This is a genomic window from Bradyrhizobium huanghuaihaiense (assembly GCF_025200885.1).
Lineage (GTDB): Bacteria > Pseudomonadota > Alphaproteobacteria > Rhizobiales > Xanthobacteraceae > Bradyrhizobium > Bradyrhizobium huanghuaihaiense.
The window spans coordinates 2,315,236-2,336,411 of sequence record NZ_CP104172.1 but is presented as its reverse complement, the minus strand read 5'-3'; the positions used below and the strand labels follow the sequence as shown (position 1 = coordinate 2,336,411).

General features: G+C 64.6%; 23 protein-coding genes. 9 read left to right on the top strand and 14 right to left on the bottom strand.

Annotation, left to right across the window (positions count from 1 at the left end):
- Window positions 1–5 precede the first annotated feature (5 nt).
- Window positions 6–1,031, bottom strand: a complete 1,026-nt coding sequence (locus tag N2603_RS11085; protein WP_260388751.1) for a TRAP transporter substrate-binding protein — start codon at window positions 1,029–1,031, stop codon at window positions 6–8.
- 228 nt (window positions 1,032–1,259) lie between these two features.
- Here N2603_RS11085 and N2603_RS11080 point away from each other — a divergent pair, with 228 nt between their 5' ends.
- The 4 genes from N2603_RS11080 to N2603_RS11065 are packed head-to-tail and all read left to right on the top strand — an operon-like array spanning window position 1,260 to window position 4,574.
- The gene (locus N2603_RS11080; protein ID WP_260388750.1) at window positions 1,260–2,462 is read left to right on the top strand and encodes a CaiB/BaiF CoA transferase family protein; all 1,203 of its coding nucleotides are present in this window, start codon (window positions 1,260–1,262) and stop codon (window positions 2,460–2,462) included.
- Window positions 2,463–2,506: 44 nt separating this feature from the next.
- Window positions 2,507–2,959, top strand: a complete 453-nt coding sequence (locus N2603_RS11075; RefSeq protein ID WP_011089535.1) for a MaoC family dehydratase — start codon at window positions 2,507–2,509, stop codon at window positions 2,957–2,959.
- The gene (locus N2603_RS11070) at window positions 2,959–3,810 is read left to right on the top strand and encodes an HpcH/HpaI aldolase/citrate lyase family protein (protein ID WP_260388749.1); all 852 of its coding nucleotides are present in this window, start codon (window positions 2,959–2,961) and stop codon (window positions 3,808–3,810) included. Before N2603_RS11075 ends, N2603_RS11070 begins: the two co-directional genes overlap by 1 nt.
- 20 nt (window positions 3,811–3,830) lie before the next feature.
- Window positions 3,831–4,574, top strand: coding sequence for an IclR family transcriptional regulator (locus tag N2603_RS11065; RefSeq protein ID WP_260388748.1), 744 nt, complete (start codon window positions 3,831–3,833; stop codon window positions 4,572–4,574).
- 10 nt (window positions 4,575–4,584) lie between these two features.
- On the opposite strand, the gene N2603_RS11060 is transcribed toward N2603_RS11065, so the two are convergent.
- On the bottom strand, window positions 4,585–4,995 hold the full coding sequence (locus N2603_RS11060) for a hypothetical protein (protein WP_260388747.1): 411 nt from the start codon (window positions 4,993–4,995) through the stop codon (window positions 4,585–4,587).
- Between the two features lie 252 nt (window positions 4,996–5,247).
- On the bottom strand, window positions 5,248–6,039 hold the full coding sequence (locus N2603_RS11055; protein WP_260388746.1) for a fumarylacetoacetate hydrolase family protein: 792 nt from the start codon (window positions 6,037–6,039) through the stop codon (window positions 5,248–5,250).
- A 207-nt stretch (window positions 6,040–6,246) separates the two neighbouring features.
- Between N2603_RS11055 and N2603_RS11050 the strand changes: the two genes are divergently transcribed.
- The 4 genes from N2603_RS11050 to N2603_RS11035 all read left to right on the top strand — a co-directional run bounded on the left by N2603_RS11050 (window position 6,247) and on the right by N2603_RS11035 (window position 8,238).
- A complete protein-coding gene (locus tag N2603_RS11050) occupies window positions 6,247–7,146 on the top strand; it encodes a LysR substrate-binding domain-containing protein (RefSeq protein ID WP_018641158.1) in 900 nt (299 codons plus the stop codon).
- A gap of 153 nt (window positions 7,147–7,299) precedes the next feature.
- Window positions 7,300–7,632: a hypothetical protein gene (locus tag N2603_RS11045; RefSeq protein ID WP_260388745.1), complete on the top strand. Its 333-nt coding sequence runs from the start codon at window positions 7,300–7,302 to the stop codon at window positions 7,630–7,632.
- A 217-nt stretch (window positions 7,633–7,849) separates the two neighbouring features.
- Window positions 7,850–8,065 carry a DUF4349 domain-containing protein gene (locus tag N2603_RS11040; protein ID WP_260388744.1) on the top strand — a complete coding sequence of 72 codons (216 nt, stop codon included), beginning with the start codon at window positions 7,850–7,852 and terminating at the stop codon, window positions 8,063–8,065.
- Window positions 8,062–8,238 (top strand): hypothetical protein, encoded by a 177-nt coding sequence (locus N2603_RS11035; protein WP_211404936.1) that lies wholly within the window; start codon window positions 8,062–8,064, stop codon window positions 8,236–8,238. Before N2603_RS11040 ends, N2603_RS11035 begins: the two co-directional genes overlap by 4 nt.
- A 28-nt stretch (window positions 8,239–8,266) precedes the next feature.
- On the opposite strand, the gene N2603_RS11030 is transcribed toward N2603_RS11035, so the two are convergent.
- From N2603_RS11030 to N2603_RS10980, 11 genes are all read right to left on the bottom strand, one after another.
- Window positions 8,267–8,602, bottom strand: coding sequence for a hypothetical protein (locus N2603_RS11030; RefSeq protein WP_018641162.1), 336 nt, complete (start codon window positions 8,600–8,602; stop codon window positions 8,267–8,269).
- 85 nt (window positions 8,603–8,687) lie between these two features.
- Entirely contained in the window at window positions 8,688–9,179 is a 492-nt protein-coding gene (locus N2603_RS11025) for an Hsp20/alpha crystallin family protein (RefSeq protein ID WP_260388743.1), read from the bottom strand.
- Window positions 9,180–9,255: 76 nt separating this feature from the next.
- Window positions 9,256–9,717 (bottom strand): Hsp20 family protein, encoded by a 462-nt coding sequence (locus N2603_RS11020; protein ID WP_018641164.1) that lies wholly within the window; start codon window positions 9,715–9,717, stop codon window positions 9,256–9,258.
- 215 nt (window positions 9,718–9,932) lie between these two features.
- Entirely contained in the window at window positions 9,933–11,423 is a 1,491-nt protein-coding gene (locus N2603_RS11015) for an amidase (RefSeq protein ID WP_260388742.1), read from the bottom strand.
- Window positions 11,424–11,439: 16 nt separating this feature from the next.
- Window positions 11,440–12,237 (bottom strand): FAD binding domain-containing protein, encoded by a 798-nt coding sequence (locus tag N2603_RS11010; RefSeq protein WP_260388741.1) that lies wholly within the window; start codon window positions 12,235–12,237, stop codon window positions 11,440–11,442.
- An 11-nt stretch (window positions 12,238–12,248) separates the two neighbouring features.
- Window positions 12,249–14,636, bottom strand: coding sequence for a xanthine dehydrogenase family protein molybdopterin-binding subunit (locus N2603_RS11005; protein WP_260388740.1), 2,388 nt, complete (start codon window positions 14,634–14,636; stop codon window positions 12,249–12,251).
- 2 nt (window positions 14,637–14,638) lie between these two features.
- The gene (locus tag N2603_RS11000) at window positions 14,639–15,127 is read right to left on the bottom strand and encodes a (2Fe-2S)-binding protein (RefSeq protein WP_260388739.1); all 489 of its coding nucleotides are present in this window, start codon (window positions 15,125–15,127) and stop codon (window positions 14,639–14,641) included.
- Window positions 15,128–15,146: 19 nt separating this feature from the next.
- Window positions 15,147–16,253 carry an ABC transporter ATP-binding protein gene (locus tag N2603_RS10995; protein ID WP_260388738.1) on the bottom strand — a complete coding sequence of 369 codons (1,107 nt, stop codon included), beginning with the start codon at window positions 16,251–16,253 and terminating at the stop codon, window positions 15,147–15,149.
- Complete coding sequence (locus tag N2603_RS10990) at window positions 16,250–17,146, bottom strand: ABC transporter permease (RefSeq protein ID WP_260388737.1); 897 nt, start codon at window positions 17,144–17,146, stop codon at window positions 16,250–16,252. Before N2603_RS10990 ends, N2603_RS10995 begins: the two co-directional genes overlap by 4 nt.
- Window positions 17,143–18,021 carry an ABC transporter permease gene (locus N2603_RS10985; RefSeq protein ID WP_260388736.1) on the bottom strand — a complete coding sequence of 293 codons (879 nt, stop codon included), beginning with the start codon at window positions 18,019–18,021 and terminating at the stop codon, window positions 17,143–17,145. Before N2603_RS10985 ends, N2603_RS10990 begins: the two co-directional genes overlap by 4 nt.
- 77 nt (window positions 18,022–18,098) lie before the next feature.
- On the bottom strand, window positions 18,099–19,448 hold the full coding sequence (locus N2603_RS10980; protein WP_260388735.1) for an ABC transporter substrate-binding protein: 1,350 nt from the start codon (window positions 19,446–19,448) through the stop codon (window positions 18,099–18,101).
- Between the two features lie 195 nt (window positions 19,449–19,643).
- Here N2603_RS10980 and N2603_RS10975 point away from each other — a divergent pair, with 195 nt between their 5' ends.
- Entirely contained in the window at window positions 19,644–21,170 is a 1,527-nt protein-coding gene (locus tag N2603_RS10975) for a glycosyl hydrolase family 79 N-terminal domain-containing protein (protein WP_260388734.1), read from the top strand.
- Window positions 21,171–21,176: the final 6 nt, after the last annotated feature.

Below are 21,176 nucleotides of genomic sequence, written 5' to 3'. Positions count from 1 at the left end.
CCGCTTTACTTGCCGCCGGCGGCGAGCAAATCTTCGAACTCCTTCAGCGCGGCGGATGCCTGCTTGCCGCGGCTGTCGAGCCCGCTCGCCCATTCCTTGCCGACGCCCTTGAGCTTGTCCTTCATCTCGGTTCGGGTCGCCTCCGGCAGCGGATCGAAGCTGACACCCTGATCCTGAAGGTGCTTCTTGGTGGTCTCCGTCTCCTTGTCGACCTGCGCGCAAGCGGTCGGCTCGATCGCCTCGGACGCCTCGTTCATCGCCTTCTTCACGTCGTCGGGCAGCTTGTCCCAGACCGACTGGTTGATGGAATAGGCGACGATGAAGCTGCCGAAGCTGACGCCTTCGGTGGCGTGCTTGACCAGCTTGTCCAGGCCATAGGCCACGACGCTCTCCATCGGGAACAGCAGGCCGTCCATCGTGCCGCGCGACAGCGATTCATAGGCATCGGGTGCGGCCATGCGCACCGGCACCGCGCCGAGCGCACGCAATGTCAGATCCTGCGCGCCGCCCGTGGTACGCAGCTTCAGGCCCTGCATGTCCTTGGTCGCGTCGACCTTGGCTTTCGCGGTCCACACCTGATAGGGCGGCAGCACCACCTCGAACAGCAGCTTGATCTTGTTGGGCGCATATTCCTGCTTGGCCAGAACGCCTTCGCGCGCGGTCTTCCAATAGGCGAGCGTACCCTGGCAACTCGTCTCAAAGGCCCCCGGCAGTTGCGCGACTTCCGAGAGCGGCATCTTGTCGGAGACATAGGACGGCCCGATGTAGCCGATGTCGACCACGCCGGACTGGGTTAGACGCAGCATGTCGGCCGCTTTGCCGATCTGCTGGTTCGGATAATAGGTGAAGGTCACCGCGCCGTTGGTGCGCTTGGTGACGTCGTCCATCCAGGGCTTGAGCATCAGGCGGACGAGATAGTGACCGGCGGGGAAGCTATCGGCGACCTTCAGCTCCAGTGCCTGCGCCTGAAGCGTCGAGACCGGCAGCGAGAGTGCGAACGCCGCGGCGGCCCAGACCAGTTTCGTCTTCATCTTGTTCTCCCTGACGCGTCCCCAAACGGAAGGCGGCAGCGAAACGCTGCAGCACCGCCCGGTCCTCGCTCCAATTCTTGCTTGAGGAAAATGTACATATATGTGAATTTATCTGTCAAGTATATGAACTATGCATGGGGCCATGCGCGTCTGGCTGACGACGTCGAATTGACACTGAACTTTTATGAACTCTAACTCCACGGATATGAATTCATCCCAAGAGGGCCCATGGGACCGCTCGCCGGCTTCACCGTTCTCGACCTGACCTCGGTGCTGATGGGCCCCTACGGCACCCAGGTGCTGGCGGACATGGGCGCCGACGTCATCAAGGTCGAAAGTCCCGAGGGCGACATCGTTCGCCAGATCGGCCCCGGCCGCACGCCCGGCATGGGCGGGATGTTCCACAATGCCAATCGCGGCAAGCGGAGCATCGTGCTCGACCTCAAGAAGACGGAAGGTCGCGACACGCTGCTGCGGCTGGCCAAGCGTGCCAACGCGCTGGTCTACAATGTGCGCCCGCAGGCGATGGCGCGGCTCGGCCTCGACTACGAGACGGTTGCCGCGATCAATCCCGCCCTCGTCTATGTCGGCGCCTTCGGCTACGGCCAGTCAGGCCCTTACGCTGCAAAACCCGCCTACGACGACCTGATTCAGGGCGCGGCGACCATTCCGACGCTGTTAGCTGCCGCCGGCGACGGCACGCCGCGCTATGTCCCCGTCACCATCGCCGATCGCATCGTCGGGTTGATGATGGTGAATGCGATCATGGGCGGGCTGATGCACCAGCAGCGCACCGGCGAGGGCCAGCGCATCGACGTGCCGATGTTCGAATCCATGGCGGAGTTCGTGCTGGTCGATCACTTAGGCGGACTCACCTACGATCCGCCGCTCGACCATGGCGGCTACGCCCGCCTGCTGTCGCGCTACCGCCGCCCCTACAAGACCAGCGACGGATATCTCTGCGTCCTCATCTACAACGACAAGCACTGGCGCAGCTTCTTCGAGGCGATCGGCCAGCCGCATTTCCTCGATCAGCCGCGCTTTGCCAACCACGCCGCGCGCACCAAGCATATCGACGAGATCTACGAGGAGATCGGCCACATCTTCGCGACGCGTACCGCCGCAGAGTGGCGCGAGCTGCTGGAGCGCGCCGACATTCCGGTGATGCCGATGCATACGCTGGAGACGATTTTGGACGACCCGCACCTCAAGGCGACCGGTTTCTTCAGGACCGTCGATCACCCCGTGGAAGGCCGCATCCGCCAGATGCGCGTGCCCTCGACCTGGAGCGTGACCCAGCCGGAAGCCGGCGGCCCCGCACCGACGCTCGGCCAGCACGGCAGCGACATCTTGTGCGAGGCCGGTTTCTCCGCTGAGGAGATCGAACGGCTCGCAGAGCAAAAGGCAGTTCATCTGGCCGCGCCGCCTTAAATCGCAGCGCGGGCCAAAATCGCTGACACAGGGAGGAAACCGCGATGGCCGGGCTTTATTTCGAAGACTTTTCCGTGGGCCAGGAGTTCAGGCATCCGCTGACCCGGACCGTCACGGAAATGGACAACACCATGTTCAGCCTGCTGACGCTCAACCCGCAGCCGCTGCACATCGACGCGCATTTCGCCGAAAAGACCGAGTTCGGCCAGCGCATTTTCAACAGCCTTTACACCCTCGGCATCATGATCGGCATGACGGTCTATGATACCACCATGGGCACAACCGTCGCCAATCTCGGCATGACCGACGTGACCTTTCCGAAGCCGGTCTTCCATGGCGACACCTTGCGGGCGACGACGAAGGTGCTTTCGTTGAGGGAATCCAAATCGCGCCCGAAAGCGGGCATCGTCGAGTTCGAGCACCACGCCTTGAACCAGAACGACGAGATCGTCGGAAAATGCCGCCGGATGGCGATGATGCACAAGAGGCCGGTCTGATGCGTTCGATGCTGTTCGTGCCGGGCGATTCCCCGCGCAAATTCGAGAAGGCGAGCGAAGGCAAGGCCGATGCGCTGATCATCGACCTCGAGGACTCCGTCGTCACCGAGAAGAAGCCGGAGGCGCGCGGGCTGACACTGGCGATGCTGAAGAGCCGTCCCCGCCCGCATCAGCTCTATGTCCGCGTCAATGCGCTCGACACCGGCATGACGCTCGCCGACCTCGCCGCGGTGATCCCGGGCAAGCCCGACGGCATCGTATTGCCGAAATCGCAGGGCGGCGATGATGTGCGGCAGGTCGCGACCTGGCTCGAAGCTCTGGAAGCAGCAGCCGGCATTGCGATCGGCACGACACGCATCGTCTGCGTGGCGACGGAAACGGCAAGCTCGATCTTCGGGCTCGGCAGCTACAAGGGCTGCTCGCCTCGCCTCGCCGGCCTGATGTGGGGAGCGGAGGATCTCTCCGCCTCGCTCGGCGCCACCGAGAAAGCGAGTGGCGGCGTGTTCCACAGCCCCTACCGCCTCGCGCGCGATCTCTGCCTGATGGCGGCGGCCGCAGCCGAGGTCGCGCCGATCGACACGGTCTATACCGACATCGACAATCTCGCGGGCCTCGAAGCCGAAACACGCGCGGCGAGGCGCGACGGTTTTTCGGCGAAGGCACTGATCCACCCCAAGCATGTCGATGTCGTCAATGCGGCGTTCGCGCCGACGGACGCCGAGCGCACCTGGGCGGAAAAGGTCATCGCCGCATTCGCGAGCAATCCCAATTCCGGCACGCTGCGGCTCGACGGCCAGATGATCGACAAGCCGCATCTTCGCGCCGCGCAAAAAATCCTCGGCCAGCCCTAGATCGGAACGCAAGCCTCGTCATGATCGTTCGTCAAGCTGCAAATGTCCTGGAGATCATGGAATTCTTCGCGCAAGTGAAGAAGCCGGCGACGCTTGCCGAGATCGCCGATCATTTCGGCTGGCCGCGCTCGTCGACCTTCAACCTGCTCGCGACGCTGTCGGAGAAGGGCTATCTCTATGAGCCGCGGCCGCGCGCCGGATTCTATCCGACGCCGCGGTGGCTGGCGATGGCGCGGATGATCTCGGAGGTCGAGCCGCTGCCGCCCTGGACGCATCAGCTGATCTCCGATCTCTCGGCGGAAACCGGCGAAACCGCATCCATCGTGGCGCCGGCCGGCGTGATGGCGGTGTTCATCGATGTCGTCGAGTCCAAGGCGGCGATCCGCTATTTCGCGACCATCGGCCATCGTGTGCCGATCCACGCCACCGCAAGCGGCCGCGCGCTGCTGCTGCAATATTCGCAGGACGAGCGCGACTCGGTCTATCGCAAGATCGAGTTCAAGCAGTACGGGCCGTCGACGCCGATCAGCATCGAGGCGGTGGAGACCGAGCTGCGCAACTCCATCTCGCGGGGCTATTGCCAGAGTTTTGCGGACTACAGCCGCGATCTCGCCGGCGCCGCGATCCCGCTGCCGATCGGCGATCGCAGACTGTCGGTCGTCGTGGCCGGGCCGGAGTTTCGCATCGGTCCGAAGGTGCCGGAGGTGGCCGCGCTGATCGCGCGGACGGTCGACCGGCTGCGGCCGAAGACCTCTGCGGCCTGAGGCCGAGGCCTTATTCGAATCCCTGAACGGGCGGCTGCGAAGTCTCCGCCGGCACGGCAGGAGCGGCCTCAACAGGCTGCGCCACCGGCGCGGCTTCAACCGGCGGATTGCTGGCGGCTCTGATCTGACCGTTGGCGTTCATCGCCTGGCGCGTGCGCGGCGGAGCGCCGGCTGCGCGATTGGCCTCGCGACGCGGCGGCTGGCGATGTCGTGCCGAGCGCGAATCTCTCGCGCCCCATGACCGGGCGATCGCAGGTCCGGCGGTATAACCGACCACCGCGCCGGCGACGGCACCGATCGGCCCCAGCACCACGGCGCCTGACACGGCTCCGATTGCTGCAGCACCAGCACGCTCCTGTGCGGCAGCGCCCGCAGGCACGCCAGCTAACAGAACGACGGCAGTGATCAGAGCTTTCTTCATCGGAGCGCCTCCCTCAAGGGGAGATCACTCTTACTCAAATATGGCCACAGGACGTTTGTCCGTTGCCCAACACGGGGCAATCGCCGATGGAACTCCGGCAATTCGAGGGCATAGCTCGACAGAAGCCGATCGGCGCAACTACGGCGCGACCTTGTCGCTAGTAGTCCCGTTGCCGTCGAGTGCAAAGCGCCTCTCCCCGCATCCGCCTTCGCTAAAGCTTCGGCGGACAAGCGCGGGAAGAGGCGAAGACAATCAGACGATCTTGATCGACATGTCGGGCAAGCCCTCCAGCTTGCACAGCAGCACGTCGCCCTTCACCACAGGCCCGACATTCTCCGGCGTGCCGGAATAGATGATGTCGCCGGCCTTGAGCTCGAACGCTTCCGACAGCTTTGCGATCTGCTCGGCGACGCTCCAGATCATCTTGCTGAGATCCGAGCTCTGCTTCACCGTCCCGTTGATCGCGAGCGAAATGGCGCCCTTCTCGAAATGGCCGGTCTTGCTGGCCGGGTGGATCGGACCGATCACCGCGGCGTGGTCGAAGCTTTTGCCGATCTCCCAGGGCTTCTTCTCCGCGGCCATGCCGTTCTGGAGATCGCGCCGGGTCATGTCGAGGCCGAGCGCGTAGCCATAGACATGGTCGAGCGCCTTATCGACCGGGATGTTGGTGCCACCGGATTTCAGCGCAGCGACCAGCTCGACCTCGTGATGATAATTCTTGGTCAGCGAGGGATAGGGATGGTCGGCAACCTCGCCGATCGCAACGTTCTGGATCGCGTCCGTCGGCTTCTGGAAGAAGAACGGCGGCTCGCGGTTCGGGTCCGAACCGCGCTCGATCGCGTGCGCAGCATAGTTGCGTCCGATACAGTAGATGCGGCGGACCTGAAACACCTGCGTCTCGCCGACGATGGGGATCGCGACCATTGGCACCGGGAAGATAGGCTTGGGGGCGGCCTGCGCGGCGGCCGGCGCGCTATCGGCGATGGAAGCTGCGGTCACGGCGGCGGCGGTCGCAAGCAGGTCCCGGCGCGTGGTCTTTTTCATGTTTTTGCTCCCTCATGGCCTCGTTGAGCGGCGTTCTTGCGCGCCGATCCGGCTGATAACCGATATTCAGTATGCCAGCAACGCTGGACGGACGTGGCATCGTCTTATTGATGAGACCGGCCGCTTCGGCGACCCTGCGCCCCGGGGCGCCCCGCGCAAATCTGCTAGCATGGAACTTGCATAAATTCTGGGCGACATGGATGCCACATGAACCTCATCAGCCTCGACATCCGCATGCTCCGCTCGCTGATCTCGGTGGTCGAGACCGGCAGCATCACCGAGACCGCGCGACGGCTTGGCCGCACCCAGCCGGCGATCACGCTGCAATTGCAGCGGCTGGAGGAGCTGACCGGCAAGCAATTGTTCGAGCATGGCGGCCGCAGGCTGACGCTGACCGACGACGGCACCACGGTCCTGACCTACGCAAAATCCATCCTGAGGTTGCATGACGAGCTGATCTCGCAGCTTGCGTCACAGGAAATCGAGGGCCAGGTCGTGCTCGGCACGCCCGACCTCTATGCGGCGTTCATGCTGCCGCAGATCCTCAGTGTGTTTCGAAAGTCATTTCCGCGGGTGCAGGTCGAGCTCAACTGCGCGCTGTCGACACCGCTGGTCGGCCTCGTCAAGCGCGGCGACGTCGACATCGCGCTCGTCACCCGCATGAACGATTTCACCGGCGGCCAAGTGGTTCGGCGCGAGCAACTGGTGTGGATGACCGGCGAGCAATCCGCCGCGCACCAGGAGCGCCCGATCCCGCTGGCGCTCTTGCCGCCCGGCAACATCTATCGCGACTACGCCATCGACACCTTGGAGCGCGCGAATTTGCGCTGGCGTATCGCCTGCGTCAGCGAAAGCGTCGGCGGCCTCCAGGCCGCGGCGTTCGCCGGCATGGCGGTCACCGTGCTCGGCCGCAGCGCACTTGTGCCGGCAATGCGCGAGATCGGCCCCAACGAAGGACTGCCGCCGCTGCCGAAGATCGAGCTGCTCCTTTATAAATCCAGCGGCGCGACCTCGAAGGCCGCGACCGCCTTGCACGACTACCTCGCGCACTATCTGCGCCTCGACGAAGAGCTCAGCGGCCGCGGTGCGCCGATTGAGCTTTCCTGAAGTGTATCGCAGAGGTGGTCAAAAAAACCTCGAAGCTCAACTGCGTCCGTCGATCACGCGGCAGGTCGGACATTGCTCGGCGTCTGCTTTGACCTCCGTTTTTGATCCAATTCATAAGTACGCCCTAGTCCAGCACCGGCCCGGTATGCTTTGATGCGTAAGCAGGAACCGAGACGCAAGGGTGGCCTGATGTTCATACTCATTCGAAAGTACACCAAGGTTCGTTCGGTCGCGGATGCTGCCCGCCGCGCCAAAAGCGGCGTCGGTCAGATCCTGAGGGAGTCGCCCGGCTTCAAGTCATATTATGTGTTGGATGGGGGCGAAGGCGTTGGTGTCGCCGTGACGATATTTGAGGACCGCGAAAGCGCGAATGCGGCGAACGCCAAGGTGATGGGATTCATTCAAGCAAGCTTGCATGACCTTGATCTTGGGGATCCCGAAATCATCGCCGGAGAAGTTTTGGTGAATATAGAATCTGCTGCGTAGACGCTCGCAAGACTCTTCGTCAGCGACCTGCGCAAGAAGCGCCATTTGACCCGCGGCGCACCGATCGAGCTGTCGCAGCTCCTGCGACAGCAGATGTTCGGCGACGCACCGCAATCCTCTTGACACGGAATTCCGGCTGCATATTTTTTGCACCGAGAAAGCTCTTTCTCACCCTCAAAAATCAAAGGACCTAACGCGACCGTCTGGAGAGACGACGATGCTCGATGAGAACTTGGCCCGCATTCGTGCACACCGTAACAACATCCACCGCTACCTGCGTCTTCTGAAGACCAAGCTGTCGGAGCTTGAGCGTCAGTTCATCGAGAGACGTCTCGCGGAAGAACGCAGCGCGCTTGAAAGCCTGACCGCGGCGACCTTCCCGGTTTCCTTCGGCGGCGCGAATACGCCGGCCGAGATGAGGGCGACGCAATGAACGGCTACCGGGAGCTGCTCATTCGAGGCAGCGAAAAGGTGATCGGTCACTACGAACTGCTCCTTGCAAGCGCCAAGACCGAGCACGAGCGCGAACTCTACCGCCAGCGCATCGAGCGCGAGCGGCGGCTGATCAAGGACTTGCAAGGCGAGCTGGACTACCGCGCTGCTTGAGCCATATTCCTCGCGGCTTGACGATCAGTCATGCGTCTCGCTCCTCCGCGGCGGCCCAGGGCCGCCGCAGCCGCATCGGGACGCCGCCACCGCGCGGCGGGTCGTCATTGTCATTGTCGCCGTCGAGCTTGCGCAGGGCGGCCAGGATATCGGCGAGCCGAACCGTGTGGCTCATGCCGGGGATCTCGCGCAAGGCTGGACAGGACTCGACTGCGTACATGTCGGACGCCCAGGACGACAGAATGATCCGCTTCTCCGGTGGAGAGAGTTCTGTCGCATTCAGGACGTCGGCAGGCGAGTCGTAGTGGGCCGCGGGATGAAACAGCGGATTGAGAGTGCCGGCATTGCTATTCACATTGCTCATGGTGGTACCTCCCCTCATGCTCCTTTCCAAGGGACGGGTTTGTTGACGATGGGACGGCGGCGACAATCGCCGCCGCCGCTCGGCGCTAATGCGTGTTGATCGCGATGCGCTTGACGCCTTCGCGCGCCTTCTCGGATTTCGGCAGCGACACGGTCAGGACGCCGTTGGTGAACGACGCCTCGGCCTTGTCCTCCTCGACTCCCTCCAGCGGGATCTGCCGCTCGAAGGCGCCGTAATAGCACTCGGTGAAGTACCTGCCTTCGCCGTTGCGCTCCGCCTTCTTCTCGCCGCGGACGGTCAGGACGCCATTGGCGACCTCGACCTGGACGTCCTTCTCCGTCAGGCCGGGAAGCTCCGCCGAAACGGTAAGCGTTTTGTCTGTCTCGCTGAGTTCGACCTTCGGCCAGCCGAAACGGCCTTCCATCAGCGGCGACCGGCTGGTCCCGCCGAAACCGCGGAAGACGTCGTCGAACAGACGGTTCATCTCGCGGTGAAGCGTCAGGAACGGATCGAAATTCTCGCGCGCCGGCGCAAGATCCTGGTTTCTCGACCAGGGAATGAGATCACGAAAACCCATGATTGCCTCCTTCATGCATCGGGAGCGCGGCCCGCGCATTCGCGCGCCGCGTTCCGCCATTGGATCGATCGAGCGCTCAGGCCGCCTTCTTCTGCTCGATCTGCGATGCCGCAGGAGCGCCGTTCGTGATCGCGATCCGGCGCGGCTTCATGGCTTCCGGGACCTCGCGGACCAGGTCGATGATCAGCAGCCCGTCCTGGAACGAGGCCTGCTTCACCTGGACATAGTCGGCGAGATTGAACACGCGCCGGAACGGACGCGCGGCGATGCCTTGGTACAGATATTCGTGCGCAGCCGTCTCGGGCTTCCGGCCCTCGATGGTGAGCGCGTTCTGCTCGGCCGTCACCGAGATGTCGCTGGCGCCAAAGCCCGCCACCGCAAGGCTGATGCGGTAGTGGTCCTCGCCGGAACGCTCGATATTGTAGGGGGGATAGTTGTCCTCGGTCGCCTGGCGCAACGTGCTGTCGACGAGGTCAGCCAGATGATCGAAGCCGATGGTGGAGCGCCACAGGGGCGCGAAGTCGAAACTGGTCCTCATAACCAAGTCCTCCTGAGAGCAAGATGGATACGAAGGAGCGCAGGACAGGGATCAGACAGGTCCGACGACCAGTCCGGCGCCCGCGCCGGACCCGATCTGGCGTCCGGCACACCGCTCTCGCGGCGAAAAATGACTTAGAAAAACCGATATCGATTTCAAGGGGGCGCTCTAAAAATTTTCGAGCCGCGGGGACGAGGCCGTCCGGTTCCGGCCCACTACGCTTTTGCCCGCACTCGCCCTTGCTCGCTCAGCGCCATCGACGGCCAGAACTTCGCCCAGGGCTGCGCCGCTTCGAACGCTGCGGCGATGCGGAAGATCGTGGGCTCGTCGAGCCAGGGCGCGACGATCTGCAGGCCGATCGGCATGCCGTCGCGGTCGAAGCCGCAGGGCAGCGTCGCGGCCGGAAGACCGGCGAGATTGATCGGCCAGGTGAAGGGCGACCAGCCGAGATGCGGATCGACCTCGCGGCCGTCGATCTTGCCGACGCCGATCTGCCCGGCCTCGAACGCGGTCACCGCGACCGTCGGGGTCACCAGCGCATCGACACGCTCGAACAACTTCAGGAACGCATTGCGCGCCTGGCCGCGGCGATAACCGGCTTCGACATAGTCCGTGCCGCTGTAGTGACGGCCGGCGCTGACGACGTCGCGATAATCGGCTTCAGAGCTTGCGAGATCGGCCGTGGTCTTGCTCGCGACAGCCGCCGCCTGTTCGGTGAAAGCAATCGGCTTCAGCGTATGCTCCAAAATGCCGGGGTCGAGGCCCGGACCATCCATGGTCACCTGTGCGCCGCAGGAATCGAGAATGGCAAGCGCCTTGTTGAACGCGGCGCGCACGTCGGGACTGACTGCGGCATAGCCGAGATCCGCGCTGGCGCCGATGCGGATGCCGTTCAATGACGCGGCGTTGGTATCGAAGCGGCGCGGCGCCACCGGCAGGCTGGCGGGATCGCGCAGATCGTAACCCGCGATGATCTCCAGCGTCAGTGCGGCGTCTGCGACGGTACGCGTGATCGGCCCGGTATGGGCGAGCGAGGCCCATGACGGCGGCGAGAAGCCCGGCGAGCGCGGCACCAGGCCAAAGGTCGGCTTGAGCCCGAACACGCCACAGAAGGACGAGGGCACGCGGATCGAGCCGACGCCATCGGTGCCGATCGCGATCGGCCCGCAGCCGGCGGCAACGCCGGCTGCCGCGCCGCCGCTCGAGCCGCCGCTGGTGCGATCAGGGTTCCAGGGATTCCGCGTCGTTCCCGTGACCGGGCTGTCCGCCGTCAGCTTGTAGCCGGACTCGCAGGTGGTGGTCTTGCAGGTGATGATCGCGCCTGATGCCTTCAGGGCCGAGACCACGGCGGCATCGACGTCTGGCACGAACGCCTTGTTCATCGGCGAGCCGGCATAAGCGGGCACGCCCGCGACGAAGACGAGATCCTTGATCGTGACAGGCACGCCGGCAAGCCGACCCTTGGCCTCGCCAGCACGCATCTCCCTGGTGAGACGATCCGCCTCCGCCCTCGCCTGCTCGTACATCGGCGTCACGACCGCATTGCAGGCTTCGTTCGTCGCCTGAAGCGCGGCGATGGTGTCGTCGACGACATCGCGCGGAGTGAACGCCTTGCGCCGGTAGCCGGCCATGATCTCGGTTGCAGAGAGCGCGCCAAGGCCAGTCGGCGCCGGCGGGAAGGCCGCTCGGCCGGAACCATCAGTCATCATCAACCCTAAAGAGCTAGCTGAGCGCCGCGTCGACGGCGCGCTTGGCCATCACCGTGACGAGATGCGCACGGTAATCGGCTTCGGCATGGATATCGGAGGTGAGGCCGTCGGTATCGATCTTGATCGCCGCGATCGCGGAGGCATCGAAATTGCCCGACAGCGCCGCCTCCATTGGCGGCACGCGGAACACGCCTGGCCCCGCGCCGGTGACGGCGACGCGAACCCCATCGGCGAATTTCGCGACGAACACGCCGACCAGCGCATAGCGCGAGGCCGGCGCCTTGAACTTTGCGTAGCCTGCCTTGAGCGGCACCGGGAAGCGGATCGCGGTGATGATCTCGCCCGGTTCAAGCGCGGTCTCGAACAGGCCGAGGAAGAACTTGTCGGCCACGATCTCACGTGTGCTGGTGATGATGGTCGCGCCGAGACCGAGCACGCCGGCAGGATAGTCGGCCGCCGGATCGTTGTTGGCGACGGAGCCGCCGATGGTGCCGCGGCTGCGCACGGCGGGATCGCCGATCATCGAGGCCAGCGCGGCCAGCCCGGGGATTTTCGTCTGCACCAGTTTTGAGGCCGCCACCACTGCATGCGGCGTCATCGCGCCAATGGTGATGGTGGCGCCCTCATCTGCGACGCCCTTGAGGCTTCCGAGCTTCGACAGATCGACCAGCGCGACGGGGCTCGCCAGCCGCTGCTTCAGCGTCGGGATCAGCGTCATGCCGCCGGCAACGAGCTTGCTGTCCTCGATCGAGGTCAGGAGCTTGGCCGCATCGGGAATCTGGCCCGGCTGATGATAGGCAAACGGTTTCATTGTTGTCCTCCCTATTCCGCCGCGACCGGCAGCGACGCATTCTGCAACAGGCGCCAGATCCGGTTCGGTGTCGCCGGCATGTCGACATGGGTGACGCCGAGATGCGAGAGCGCATCGACCACCGCGTTGATGACGGCGGCGGGCGAACCGATGGTGCCGACCTCGCCGCACCCCTTCACACCCATCGGCGTGTGCGTGCACAGCGTCGAATGCGTCGCGACCTTCATCATCGGCAGATGGTCGGCGCGCGGCATGCAGTAGTCCATCAGCGAGCCCGACAGCAGCTGGCCGGAGCCTTCGTCATAGACTGCGTTCTCGAACAGCGCCTGGCCGACGCCCTGCACGATGCCGCCATGCAGCTGGCCCTCGACGATCATCGGGTTGATGACCGTGCCGACGTCGTCGACCGCGGTGTAGTTGACCAGCGTCACCGTTCCGGTCTCGGGATCGACCTCGACCTCGGCGATATGGCAGCCACCGGGATAGGTGAAGTTGACGGGATCGTAATAGGCCTGCTCCTCCAGCCCCGGCTCCAGCACTTCGAGCGGATAATCGTGCGGCACGTAGGCGGCGCCCGCGATCTCCTCGAAGGTCTTGATGCGGTCCGTGCCCGCGACGGAAAATTTTCCGGCCTCGAACTGGATGTCGGCTTCGGACGCTTCGAGCAGATGCGCGGCGATCTTCTTGCCCTTGACGATCACCTTGTCGGTCGCCTTCGACAGCGCGGCGCCGCCGACGACCAGCGAGCGCGAGCCGTACGTGCCCATGCCGAACTGCACGCGGTCGGTGTCGCCAAAGACGATGTCGACATTCTCGAAGGCGACCCCCAGCTTGTCCGAGACGATCTGCGCGAAGGTGGTCTCGTGGCCCTGGCCGTGATTGTGCGTGCCGATCATGACCGTGACCTGGCCGGTCGGATGCACGCGCACCGTGGCGCTCTCGTAGAGGCCGCCGCGCGCCCCTAACCGTCCCGCAAAGCGCGACGGCGCAAGGCCGCAGGCCTCGACATAGGTGGAGTAGCCGAGCCCGCGGAATTTGCCCTTGCTCGCGGATGCCGCCTTGCGCACACCGAAATTCTTGACATCGGCGGCGACCAGCGCGCCGTCGAGACAGCCCATGGGGTCGCCGGAATCGTACTGCACCAGCACCGGCGTCTGGTACGGATAGGCTTCCTTCGGGATCATGTTGCGGCGGCGGAGCTCGACGCGGTCGATCCCCATCTCGCTGGCTGCGACATCGACGATGCGCTCCAGCACGAAGGTCGCCTCGGGCCGGCCCGCGCCGCGATAGGCATCGACCGGCACGGTGTTGGTGAAGACCACCTTCACATTGCAGTAGATCGCGGGCGTGGTGTAGACGCCGCCGAGCAAGGGACCATAGAGATTGGTCGGGATGTTCGGCCCGAAGGTCGAGAGATAGCCGCCCATATTGGCGAGCGTGTTGACGCGGAAGGCGAGGAATTTCCCGGTCTCGTCGAGCGCGAGCTCGGCCTCGGTGACGTGGTCGCGGCCGTGGCGATCGGAGACGTAGCCCTCCGAGCGGCTCGCGACCCATTTCACCGGCCGCATCACCCGCTTGGCCGCCCAGGTGATCACGGCCTCCTCGCCGTAATGGAACTGCTTGACGCCGAACCCGCCGCCGACATCGGGCGCGACCACGCGCAGCTTGTGCTGAGGAATGTTCAGCACCAGCGCGCCCATCAGGAAGCGCACGACATGCGGGAACTGGCTGGTGGTCCACAGCGTGAAGCGATCCGTGCCCGGCTCGTATTCGGCGATCGCCGCGCGCGGCTCCATGGGGTTGCCGATCAGGCGGTTGTTGACGAGGCTGAGCTTCGCAACATGCGCCGCCTTCTTGAAGGCAGTTTCGACCGCGGCCTTGTCGCCGAGCTCCCAGTCGCAGCAGATGTTGTTCGGCACGTCGTCGAACAGTCGCGGCGCATCGGGCCTGACAGCTTCGAGCACACCGACCACGGAGGACAGCACCTCGTAGTCGATCTTCAGAAGCTCGGCACCCGCATTCGCCTGCTCCGGCGTTTCTGCGATGACGAAGGCGACCATGTCGCCGACGAAGCGCACCTTGTCCTGCGCCAGCATCGGGAATGGCGGCTCCTTCATCGGCACGCCCTTGGCGTCGGTGATGCCCCAGCCGCAGGGCAGCGAGCCCAGTCCGTCGTCGGCGACATCGTCGCCGGTCAGCACCGCGATGACGCCGGGCGAGGCCAGCGCCGCGCTCTTGTCGATGCCGCGGAGCACCGCGTGGCCATGTGGCGAGCGCACGAACACACCGGCCGTCATGCCCGGACGCTTGATGTCGGAGACATAATTGCCGCGGCCGGTGAGGAAGCGCTGGTCCTCCTTCCGCTTCGGTGCGGCGCCGATGCCGATCACATTGCCCATGATCACTCTCCCTTGGCGTTCATGGCGGCCGCGCCAGCCATGACCGAGACGACGATGTTCTGGTAGCCGGTGCAGCGGCAGATATTGCCTTCGAGGCCGTGACGGACGTCGGCTTCCGTCAGGTCCGGCTTCTCGGTGGCGAGCGCAACGGCCGTCATCAGCATGCCCGGCGTACAGAAGCCGCATTGCAGGCCGTGATGCTCGCGAAACGCCTCCTGCATCGGATGCATTCGGTTCGAGCCCGGCACGCCTTGCAGACCTTCGATGGTGAGCACGCTCGCGCCATCGAGCGCGGGCGCAAGCAAGGTGCAGCTCTTCACGGGAAGACCGTTGAGGTGCACCACGCAGGCACCACACTGGCTGGTGTCGCAGCCGATATGGGTGCCGGTGAGGTTGAGCTGCTCGCGCAAGAGCTCGGCGACGAGCGTTGCCGGCTCGACATCGACGGTGGTTGGCCGTCCGTTGAGTGTGAAGGATATCTGCACGGTCATACTCCTGTGCGCGACGGGTCTAGGCGAGTGGAAGCGCGCTGCCGGTGGCCCATGTGGCCATCACGACATCGCCGACGGTGAAGGGATCTGCGAAGAAGGTCTTTTCCGGCACATAGGCCACGAACTCGTCGTCCGGCACGGTGTCGAGCATGACCTTGACGAAATAGCCCTGGTATTCGATCGCGAGCACGCGGCTCGGCAGCGATGTGGTGCAGCCGGGCGGCAGCTCCCTGCCGGGTCTCACCAGCGCCACGTCGTCGCGGCGCACGGCGATATCGACCTTGTCGCCGATGCTGACGGTCGGGCGGGCCTGAAGCGGCACCTCGATGCCCGAGGGCGCGGCCTGCGCGAGGGTGAAGCTCGCGCCGTTCACCTTCTCGACCCGCCCCGACAGCACGTTCTGGCCACCCATGAACTCGGCGACATAGCGGTCGTGCGGATGGGCGTAGACGTCGCGGGCCGGCCCGGCCTGCTTGATCCTGCCCTGCTCCATCACCACGACGAGGTCGGCAAGCGCGATTGCCTCGAGCTGGGTGTGGGTGACGTGGATGAAGGTGATGCCGAGCTCCTGCTGCATCCGCCGGAGCTCCTGGCGCATCTGGACGCGGAGCTGCTCGTCGAGCGCCGACAGCGGCTCGTCGAGCAGCAGCACGCGCGGCTCGGTGATCGCGGCCCGCGCCAGCGCCACGCGCTGCTGCTGGCCGCCTGAGAGCTGGGCCGGCAGGCGGTCGGCGAAGCTCGTCAGCCGCACCTTCTCGATCATGGCGTCGGCAGACCGCAGCCGATCGGCCTTGGACATGCCGCGCACCCGCAAGGCAAAGGCGATGTTCTCGCGCACGGTCAGATGCGGAAACAGCGCATAGGACTGGAACATCATCGCTGTGCGGCGCTGCACCGGCGCGAGCCCGACGACATTCTGACCGCCGATGACGATCTCGCCCGCGGTCGGGTCCTCATGGCCCGCGATCATGCGCAAAATCGTGGTCTTGCCGCAGCCGGAGGGACCGATGAAGCAGCAATAGGCGCCGTCCACGATCTTGAGATTGACGCCGTCAACCACATTGGTCACGCCGTCAAAGCTCTTGCAGACGCCCGCCAGTTCGATATCGCCGCGATCGTTCTTCATTCCTGACCCTTTGTGCGGCTGCCGCGCTTCTTCTGGATCAACACGATGGTGCCGAGGCTGGCGCCGATGACGAGGAAGGAGACGATGGTGGTCACCGTGCCCAGCGCATAGAGCGAGGGCGAGGTGACGTTCAGCGTCATGCTCCAGATCTCCAGCGGCAGCGTGTTCAGCGAGCCCGCGGTCTGCAAACTGCGCGCGAACTCGTCATAGGACAGCGTGAAGCCGAACAGCGCGACCGCGACGAGGCCGGGCGCCAGCACCGGGATCATCACCAGCCGGATCGACTGCCAGCGGCTGGCGCCCAGATCGTAGGCCGCCTCTTCCCAGACATGGTTGAAGCGCGACATCACCGCGAACATCACCAGGACACCGAACGGCAGCGTCCAGGACAGCTGCGCGCCCAGCGCCGAAGTGTACCAGCTCGCATTCAGCCCGAGCGCCTGGAACAGCAGCCCCGTGCCGAGGCCGAGCACGAGGCCGGGCGCGACCAGGCTGCCGATCATCATGTAGAAGACGACGGTGTCGCCGCGGAAACGCCTGCGGAAGCCGAGGCCGGCGAGGAACGACACCACCACCGTGATGACGGTGACGATCGCGGCGAGCTTGATCGAACGATCGAACGAGCCCTTGACGTCGCCGGTTCGCACCTGGGTGAAGAGGTCGACGAACCAGTGCATCGACTGGCCCTTCATCGGGAACACGAGGCCGCCGCGAATGTCCTGGAACGACAGGATGTAGATGCAGAACATCGGGCCATAGAGCGCGAGCACGTAAGCCGCAAACAGCGTCGCCAGCACGTAGAACGTCCAGGGCCTCCCGCCCTTGCTCGGCGCGATCGCCTTGCTGGTTGCAGGGGCAATCGTCTCCGGCATGTCGGCAAGAACCGCGCTCATCGCGTGATCTCCTGCCGGATGTCGACGGTGCGCAGGATCAGCGAGACGATCGCGACCAGCACCAGCGTCAGCAGCACGGCGCTCGCCGCCGCCGTCGGATATTGCAGCACACCGACGTCCTCGTAGAAGGCGCTGACCACCGAGGCCGAGCCGCCGCCGGACATCACCTTGACCACGAAGAAGTCGCCCATCACGATCGAGACCACGAAGATGGTGCCGAGCGCGATGCCACTCTTGGACATCGGCACCACGATCAGGCGCATGATGTCGAAGCGGCTGGCGCCGGCGTCGATCGCGGCCTCGATCAGCTTCTTGTCGATCCGCGCCATCGAATTGAAGATCGGCACGATCATGAAGATCGTGAGCTGGTGGACATAGGCGATCACAACCGCGAGGTCGGAGAACAGCAATACTTCCAGCGGCTGGCGGATCACGCCGGTCGCGAGCAGGGCCTGGTTGATCAGGCCTTCCTTGCCGAGCAGCGGAATCCAAGAAATCATCCGGATGATGTTCGAGGTCCAGAACGGCACCGTGCACAGGAGGAACAGCCCGATCGCAAGCAACTGGTTGCGGACGTGGAACACCAGGAAGTAGGCGACGAAGAAGCCGATGATCAGCGTGAAGATCCAGGTCAGCACCGTGAACTTGATCGTCGCCAGATACAGTTTCAGCGTCAGCGCGGAGTGCAGCACCTCGACATAGCTCGCCAGCGTGAAGCCGGGTGTGAGCCCGCCAAACCCGTCGGCGGCAAAGAAGCTCGCCGCCAGCACGACGAGGATCGGCGCCACGAAGAACGGCACCAGCACCAGCACCAGCGGCGAGACGTAGAGCCAGCCGGCCAGGTTGGATCGCGATGGAGTTGGACTCGGCTGCATGTCAGCGAACGCCTCGACGTCGATCTCACCCGCCGGCGCGTCGCCGCGCCGGCGCCTTTCGTCAGGGAAAGCAGGTTTCAGGCCACCTTGAAGTCGTTCCAGCGCTTGTTCATGTAGGCGGCCTCGTCCATCAGCGTGTTCCAGCACGAGATGTTCTTGACGCGGTCGAGGAACGAGCCGCCGTCACGCTTGGTGCCGGCCTTCTCCATCGCGACTCCGTAGGGATCGTTGACGACCTCCGGCGCGGGCTGGCCCTCGTACCAGAACGCCCATTCGGCGGGAGTGAGGAATTTCTTCGCGGTCGAGGGCACCGGGCTGTAATAGCCGTAGCGCGCGACGAAGCCGCCCTGCCATCCCGAGAGGTACCAGTTGAGATATTCGTAGGCGGCGTCGAGCTTCTTGCCGGTAAGGTGCTTCATCAGGCCCATGCCGTTGCACCAGCCGCGATAGCCCTCCTTGCCGTTCTTGACGTTCACCGGCGCATAAACGCAGGGAATCTCTTTCACGCGCACCGCGGCAACTGCCGGCGACCACATCGACTGGATCACCACCTCGCCCGCCGCCATCAGCTGCACCGACTGGTCGAAGGTGGTCCAGGTCGCGCGGAACTGGCCCTGCTTCTTGAGCTCGATCAGCTTGTTGCAGGTGAAGTCGATCTCCTCCTTGGTCATGTTGCCCTTGTTGCCGTACTTGATCAGCCCGGCGCTTTCGAAGCAGAGCGCGGCGTCCATGATGCCGATCGCGGGCACGTCGAGGATCGCTGCCTTGCCCTTGAATTTCGGATCGATCAGGTCCTTCCACTCGGTCACTTCATGGCCGACGAGGTCGGGGCGGTAGCCGATGGAGTCGGCGTTGTAGACCTGCGGCAGGAAGGTCGCCCATTCGGTGACGCCGTCGTTGAGATCGGTCGCGTCGGGCTTGGCGATGTACATGGCTTCATAGGGCGAGATGCCCTGGCGCGGGATCTTGTGGCCGTCGATCTCGCCCTTGGTGAAGATCGGCAGGATGTTGTCGAACTCCTTGATCTTCTTGACCTCGATGCCCTGGATCACGCCGCGCTTGGCCGCCAGCTTGGCCTGCCAGCCCTCGAGATCGGCGATATCGACCGTATTAGGCTGGCTTATGAAGCGGTTGATGGCGGCGGAGGTGTCGAGGTTCTGCATCGTCACCTTGAAGCCGAGATCCTTGGCCGCCTGGTCGCCGATCGCCTTGACCACCGAATAGGACACACCGACATGGCGCAGCTCGATGTCCTTGATCTCCTGCGCCCAGATGGTCGGGAATCCGCGGATCGCGTCCGACCCGGCGGCTGCGCCCGCAACTGCGGCCGCCCCCTTCAACAGCGTGCGCCGGCTCAGGTTTTTCGTAAGTGCCGCTTCCGTTCCCACCGGATCGGAAGTGGATGTCCCCTTAATCCTGTCAGACATGGCAACCCTCATTGGTTACGATGAACGCTCGCCCCGATCGCCACTGATCGGCCGCGGATGTGATCAGTTGCGCGTGAGGCTATGGCTGAGTTTTTGCGAAGTAAAATTGGAAGTAAAAATTCGCGATATAAACGCGGCTAATGGATCGGACCGCTGCATCTGCTTTTGGCAGCGCGCATAAGAAGGCATCAGGACGTGCATACTGGGACGGCGATCGGACGATGCGGCAACCTCCGCATCGTCAGCATGATCGGTGCCGCATTGCTCGTCGCGGCGACAGGTCGCGCAGCGTGCGCGAGCGAAGTCGTGATCGCACCGTCGCGCATGAAGGCGATCGGCACGGTCGATGCGCGCTTCCAATCCTACAATATCGAGATGGTGGAGGTGACGGGCGGGCGTTTCTGGAAGCCTTACGCGCAAGACGGGATGCAGAGCGATCGCTATAGCGACAGGCCTCCGATTGATCTCGCCAACCCTCGCCTGCGCAAGCTCGCGGCGGCGCTGTCGCCGGCCTATATCCGCATCAGCGGCACCTGGGCGAACGCGACCTATGTCGCGGACACCGAGAGCGCGCCGTCCGCTCCGCCTGCCGGCTTCAACACCGTGCTCAGCCGCGCGCAGTGGCGCGGCGTCGTCGACTTCGCCCGCGCGGCCGATGCGGAGATCGTGACGTCCTTTGCCATCAGCCCCGGCAGCCGCGACGCAAATGGCGTGTGGATGCCGGACCAGGCGCAGCGCCTCATCGATGCCACGCGCTCACTCGGCGGCCGCATCGCCGCCGCCGAGTTCATGAACGAGCCGACGCTGGCGGCGAACAACGACGCGCCGCCGGGATATGACGCGGAGGCGTATGGCCGCGACTTCAGGATCTTCCGCGCGTGGATCCGGCGCTCGTCGCCGGAGACGTTGATCCTCGGACCCGGCTCAGTCGGCGATTCCCCATCGCCCTCAGCTCCCGGCCTCCACACGCGCGATCTGCTCGCAGCTTCAGGACCGGGTCTCGACCGCTTTTCCTACCATCACTACGGCACGCTCTCGCTCCGCTGCGGCGTCCATGACGATCCGTTGCAAGCGCTGTCGGACGACTGGCTTGCCCGCGCTGACGCGACGCTCGCCACGTACCGCGCGCTGCGCGAGGCGTTCGAGCCGGGCAAGCCGATCTGGTTGACGGAAACGGCGGACGCCGCCTGCGGCGGCAATCCCTGGGATGCCACCTTCCTCGACACGTTCCGCTATCTCGATCAGCTCGGCCGTCTGGCAAAGGCCGGCGTGCAGGTGGTGATGCACAACACGCTCGCGGCCAGCGACTACGGCTTGCTCGACGAGTGGTCGTTTCGTCCGCGGCCGAACTACTGGGTCGCTCTGCTATGGCGGCGGCTGATGGGAGCGACCGTGCTCGAAACGGAAACCGCCTCGATGCCCGGCCTTCACACCTATGCGCATTGTCACCCCGTCACAAAGGGCGGCGTCTCCGTGCTCCTCATCAACACCTCGCGGAACGCACCGCACCTCGTGACGCTGGCAGGTCCTGCCGAGCGATACACGCTGCAAGCTGATCGCCTGCAAAGCGCGACCGTCCGATTGAATGGCGAGCCCCTGAGATTGGCCGCCAACGACGACCTTCCGCGCCTTGCGGCGCGCACCGCGCCTGCGGGCCGGCTCCGGCTGCCGCCGGCCAGCATCACCTTCCTGGTGATGCCGGACGCCGCGGCCTGTCGCTGATGCAAG

Coding starts and splice junctions, on each gene's coding strand:
- N2603_RS11085 (WP_260388751.1), bottom strand. CDS start 1,031: ATGAAGACGAAACTGGTCTGGGCCGCCGCGGCGTTCGCACTCTCGCTG.
- N2603_RS11080 (WP_260388750.1), top strand. CDS start 1,260: ATGGGACCGCTCGCCGGCTTCACCGTTCTCGACCTGACCTCGGTGCTG.
- N2603_RS11075 (WP_011089535.1), top strand. CDS start 2,507: ATGGCCGGGCTTTATTTCGAAGACTTTTCCGTGGGCCAGGAGTTCAGG.
- N2603_RS11070 (WP_260388749.1), top strand. CDS start 2,959: ATGCGTTCGATGCTGTTCGTGCCGGGCGATTCCCCGCGCAAATTCGAG.
- N2603_RS11065 (WP_260388748.1), top strand. CDS start 3,831: ATGATCGTTCGTCAAGCTGCAAATGTCCTGGAGATCATGGAATTCTTC.
- N2603_RS11060 (WP_260388747.1), bottom strand. CDS start 4,995: ATGAAGAAAGCTCTGATCACTGCCGTCGTTCTGTTAGCTGGCGTGCCT.
- N2603_RS11055 (WP_260388746.1), bottom strand. CDS start 6,039: ATGAAAAAGACCACGCGCCGGGACCTGCTTGCGACCGCCGCCGCCGTG.
- N2603_RS11050 (WP_018641158.1), top strand. CDS start 6,247: ATGAACCTCATCAGCCTCGACATCCGCATGCTCCGCTCGCTGATCTCG.
- N2603_RS11045 (WP_260388745.1), top strand. CDS start 7,300: ATGCGTAAGCAGGAACCGAGACGCAAGGGTGGCCTGATGTTCATACTC.
- N2603_RS11040 (WP_260388744.1), top strand. CDS start 7,850: ATGCTCGATGAGAACTTGGCCCGCATTCGTGCACACCGTAACAACATC.
- N2603_RS11035 (WP_211404936.1), top strand. CDS start 8,062: ATGAACGGCTACCGGGAGCTGCTCATTCGAGGCAGCGAAAAGGTGATC.
- N2603_RS11030 (WP_018641162.1), bottom strand. CDS start 8,602: ATGAGCAATGTGAATAGCAATGCCGGCACTCTCAATCCGCTGTTTCAT.
- N2603_RS11025 (WP_260388743.1), bottom strand. CDS start 9,179: ATGGGTTTTCGTGATCTCATTCCCTGGTCGAGAAACCAGGATCTTGCG.
- N2603_RS11020 (WP_018641164.1), bottom strand. CDS start 9,717: ATGAGGACCAGTTTCGACTTCGCGCCCCTGTGGCGCTCCACCATCGGC.
- N2603_RS11015 (WP_260388742.1), bottom strand. CDS start 11,423: ATGACTGATGGTTCCGGCCGAGCGGCCTTCCCGCCGGCGCCGACTGGC.
- N2603_RS11010 (WP_260388741.1), bottom strand. CDS start 12,237: ATGAAACCGTTTGCCTATCATCAGCCGGGCCAGATTCCCGATGCGGCC.
- N2603_RS11005 (WP_260388740.1), bottom strand. CDS start 14,636: ATGGGCAATGTGATCGGCATCGGCGCCGCACCGAAGCGGAAGGAGGAC.
- N2603_RS11000 (WP_260388739.1), bottom strand. CDS start 15,127: ATGACCGTGCAGATATCCTTCACACTCAACGGACGGCCAACCACCGTC.
- N2603_RS10995 (WP_260388738.1), bottom strand. CDS start 16,253: ATGAAGAACGATCGCGGCGATATCGAACTGGCGGGCGTCTGCAAGAGC.
- N2603_RS10990 (WP_260388737.1), bottom strand. CDS start 17,146: ATGAGCGCGGTTCTTGCCGACATGCCGGAGACGATTGCCCCTGCAACC.
- N2603_RS10985 (WP_260388736.1), bottom strand. CDS start 18,021: ATGCAGCCGAGTCCAACTCCATCGCGATCCAACCTGGCCGGCTGGCTC.
- N2603_RS10980 (WP_260388735.1), bottom strand. CDS start 19,448: ATGTCTGACAGGATTAAGGGGACATCCACTTCCGATCCGGTGGGAACG.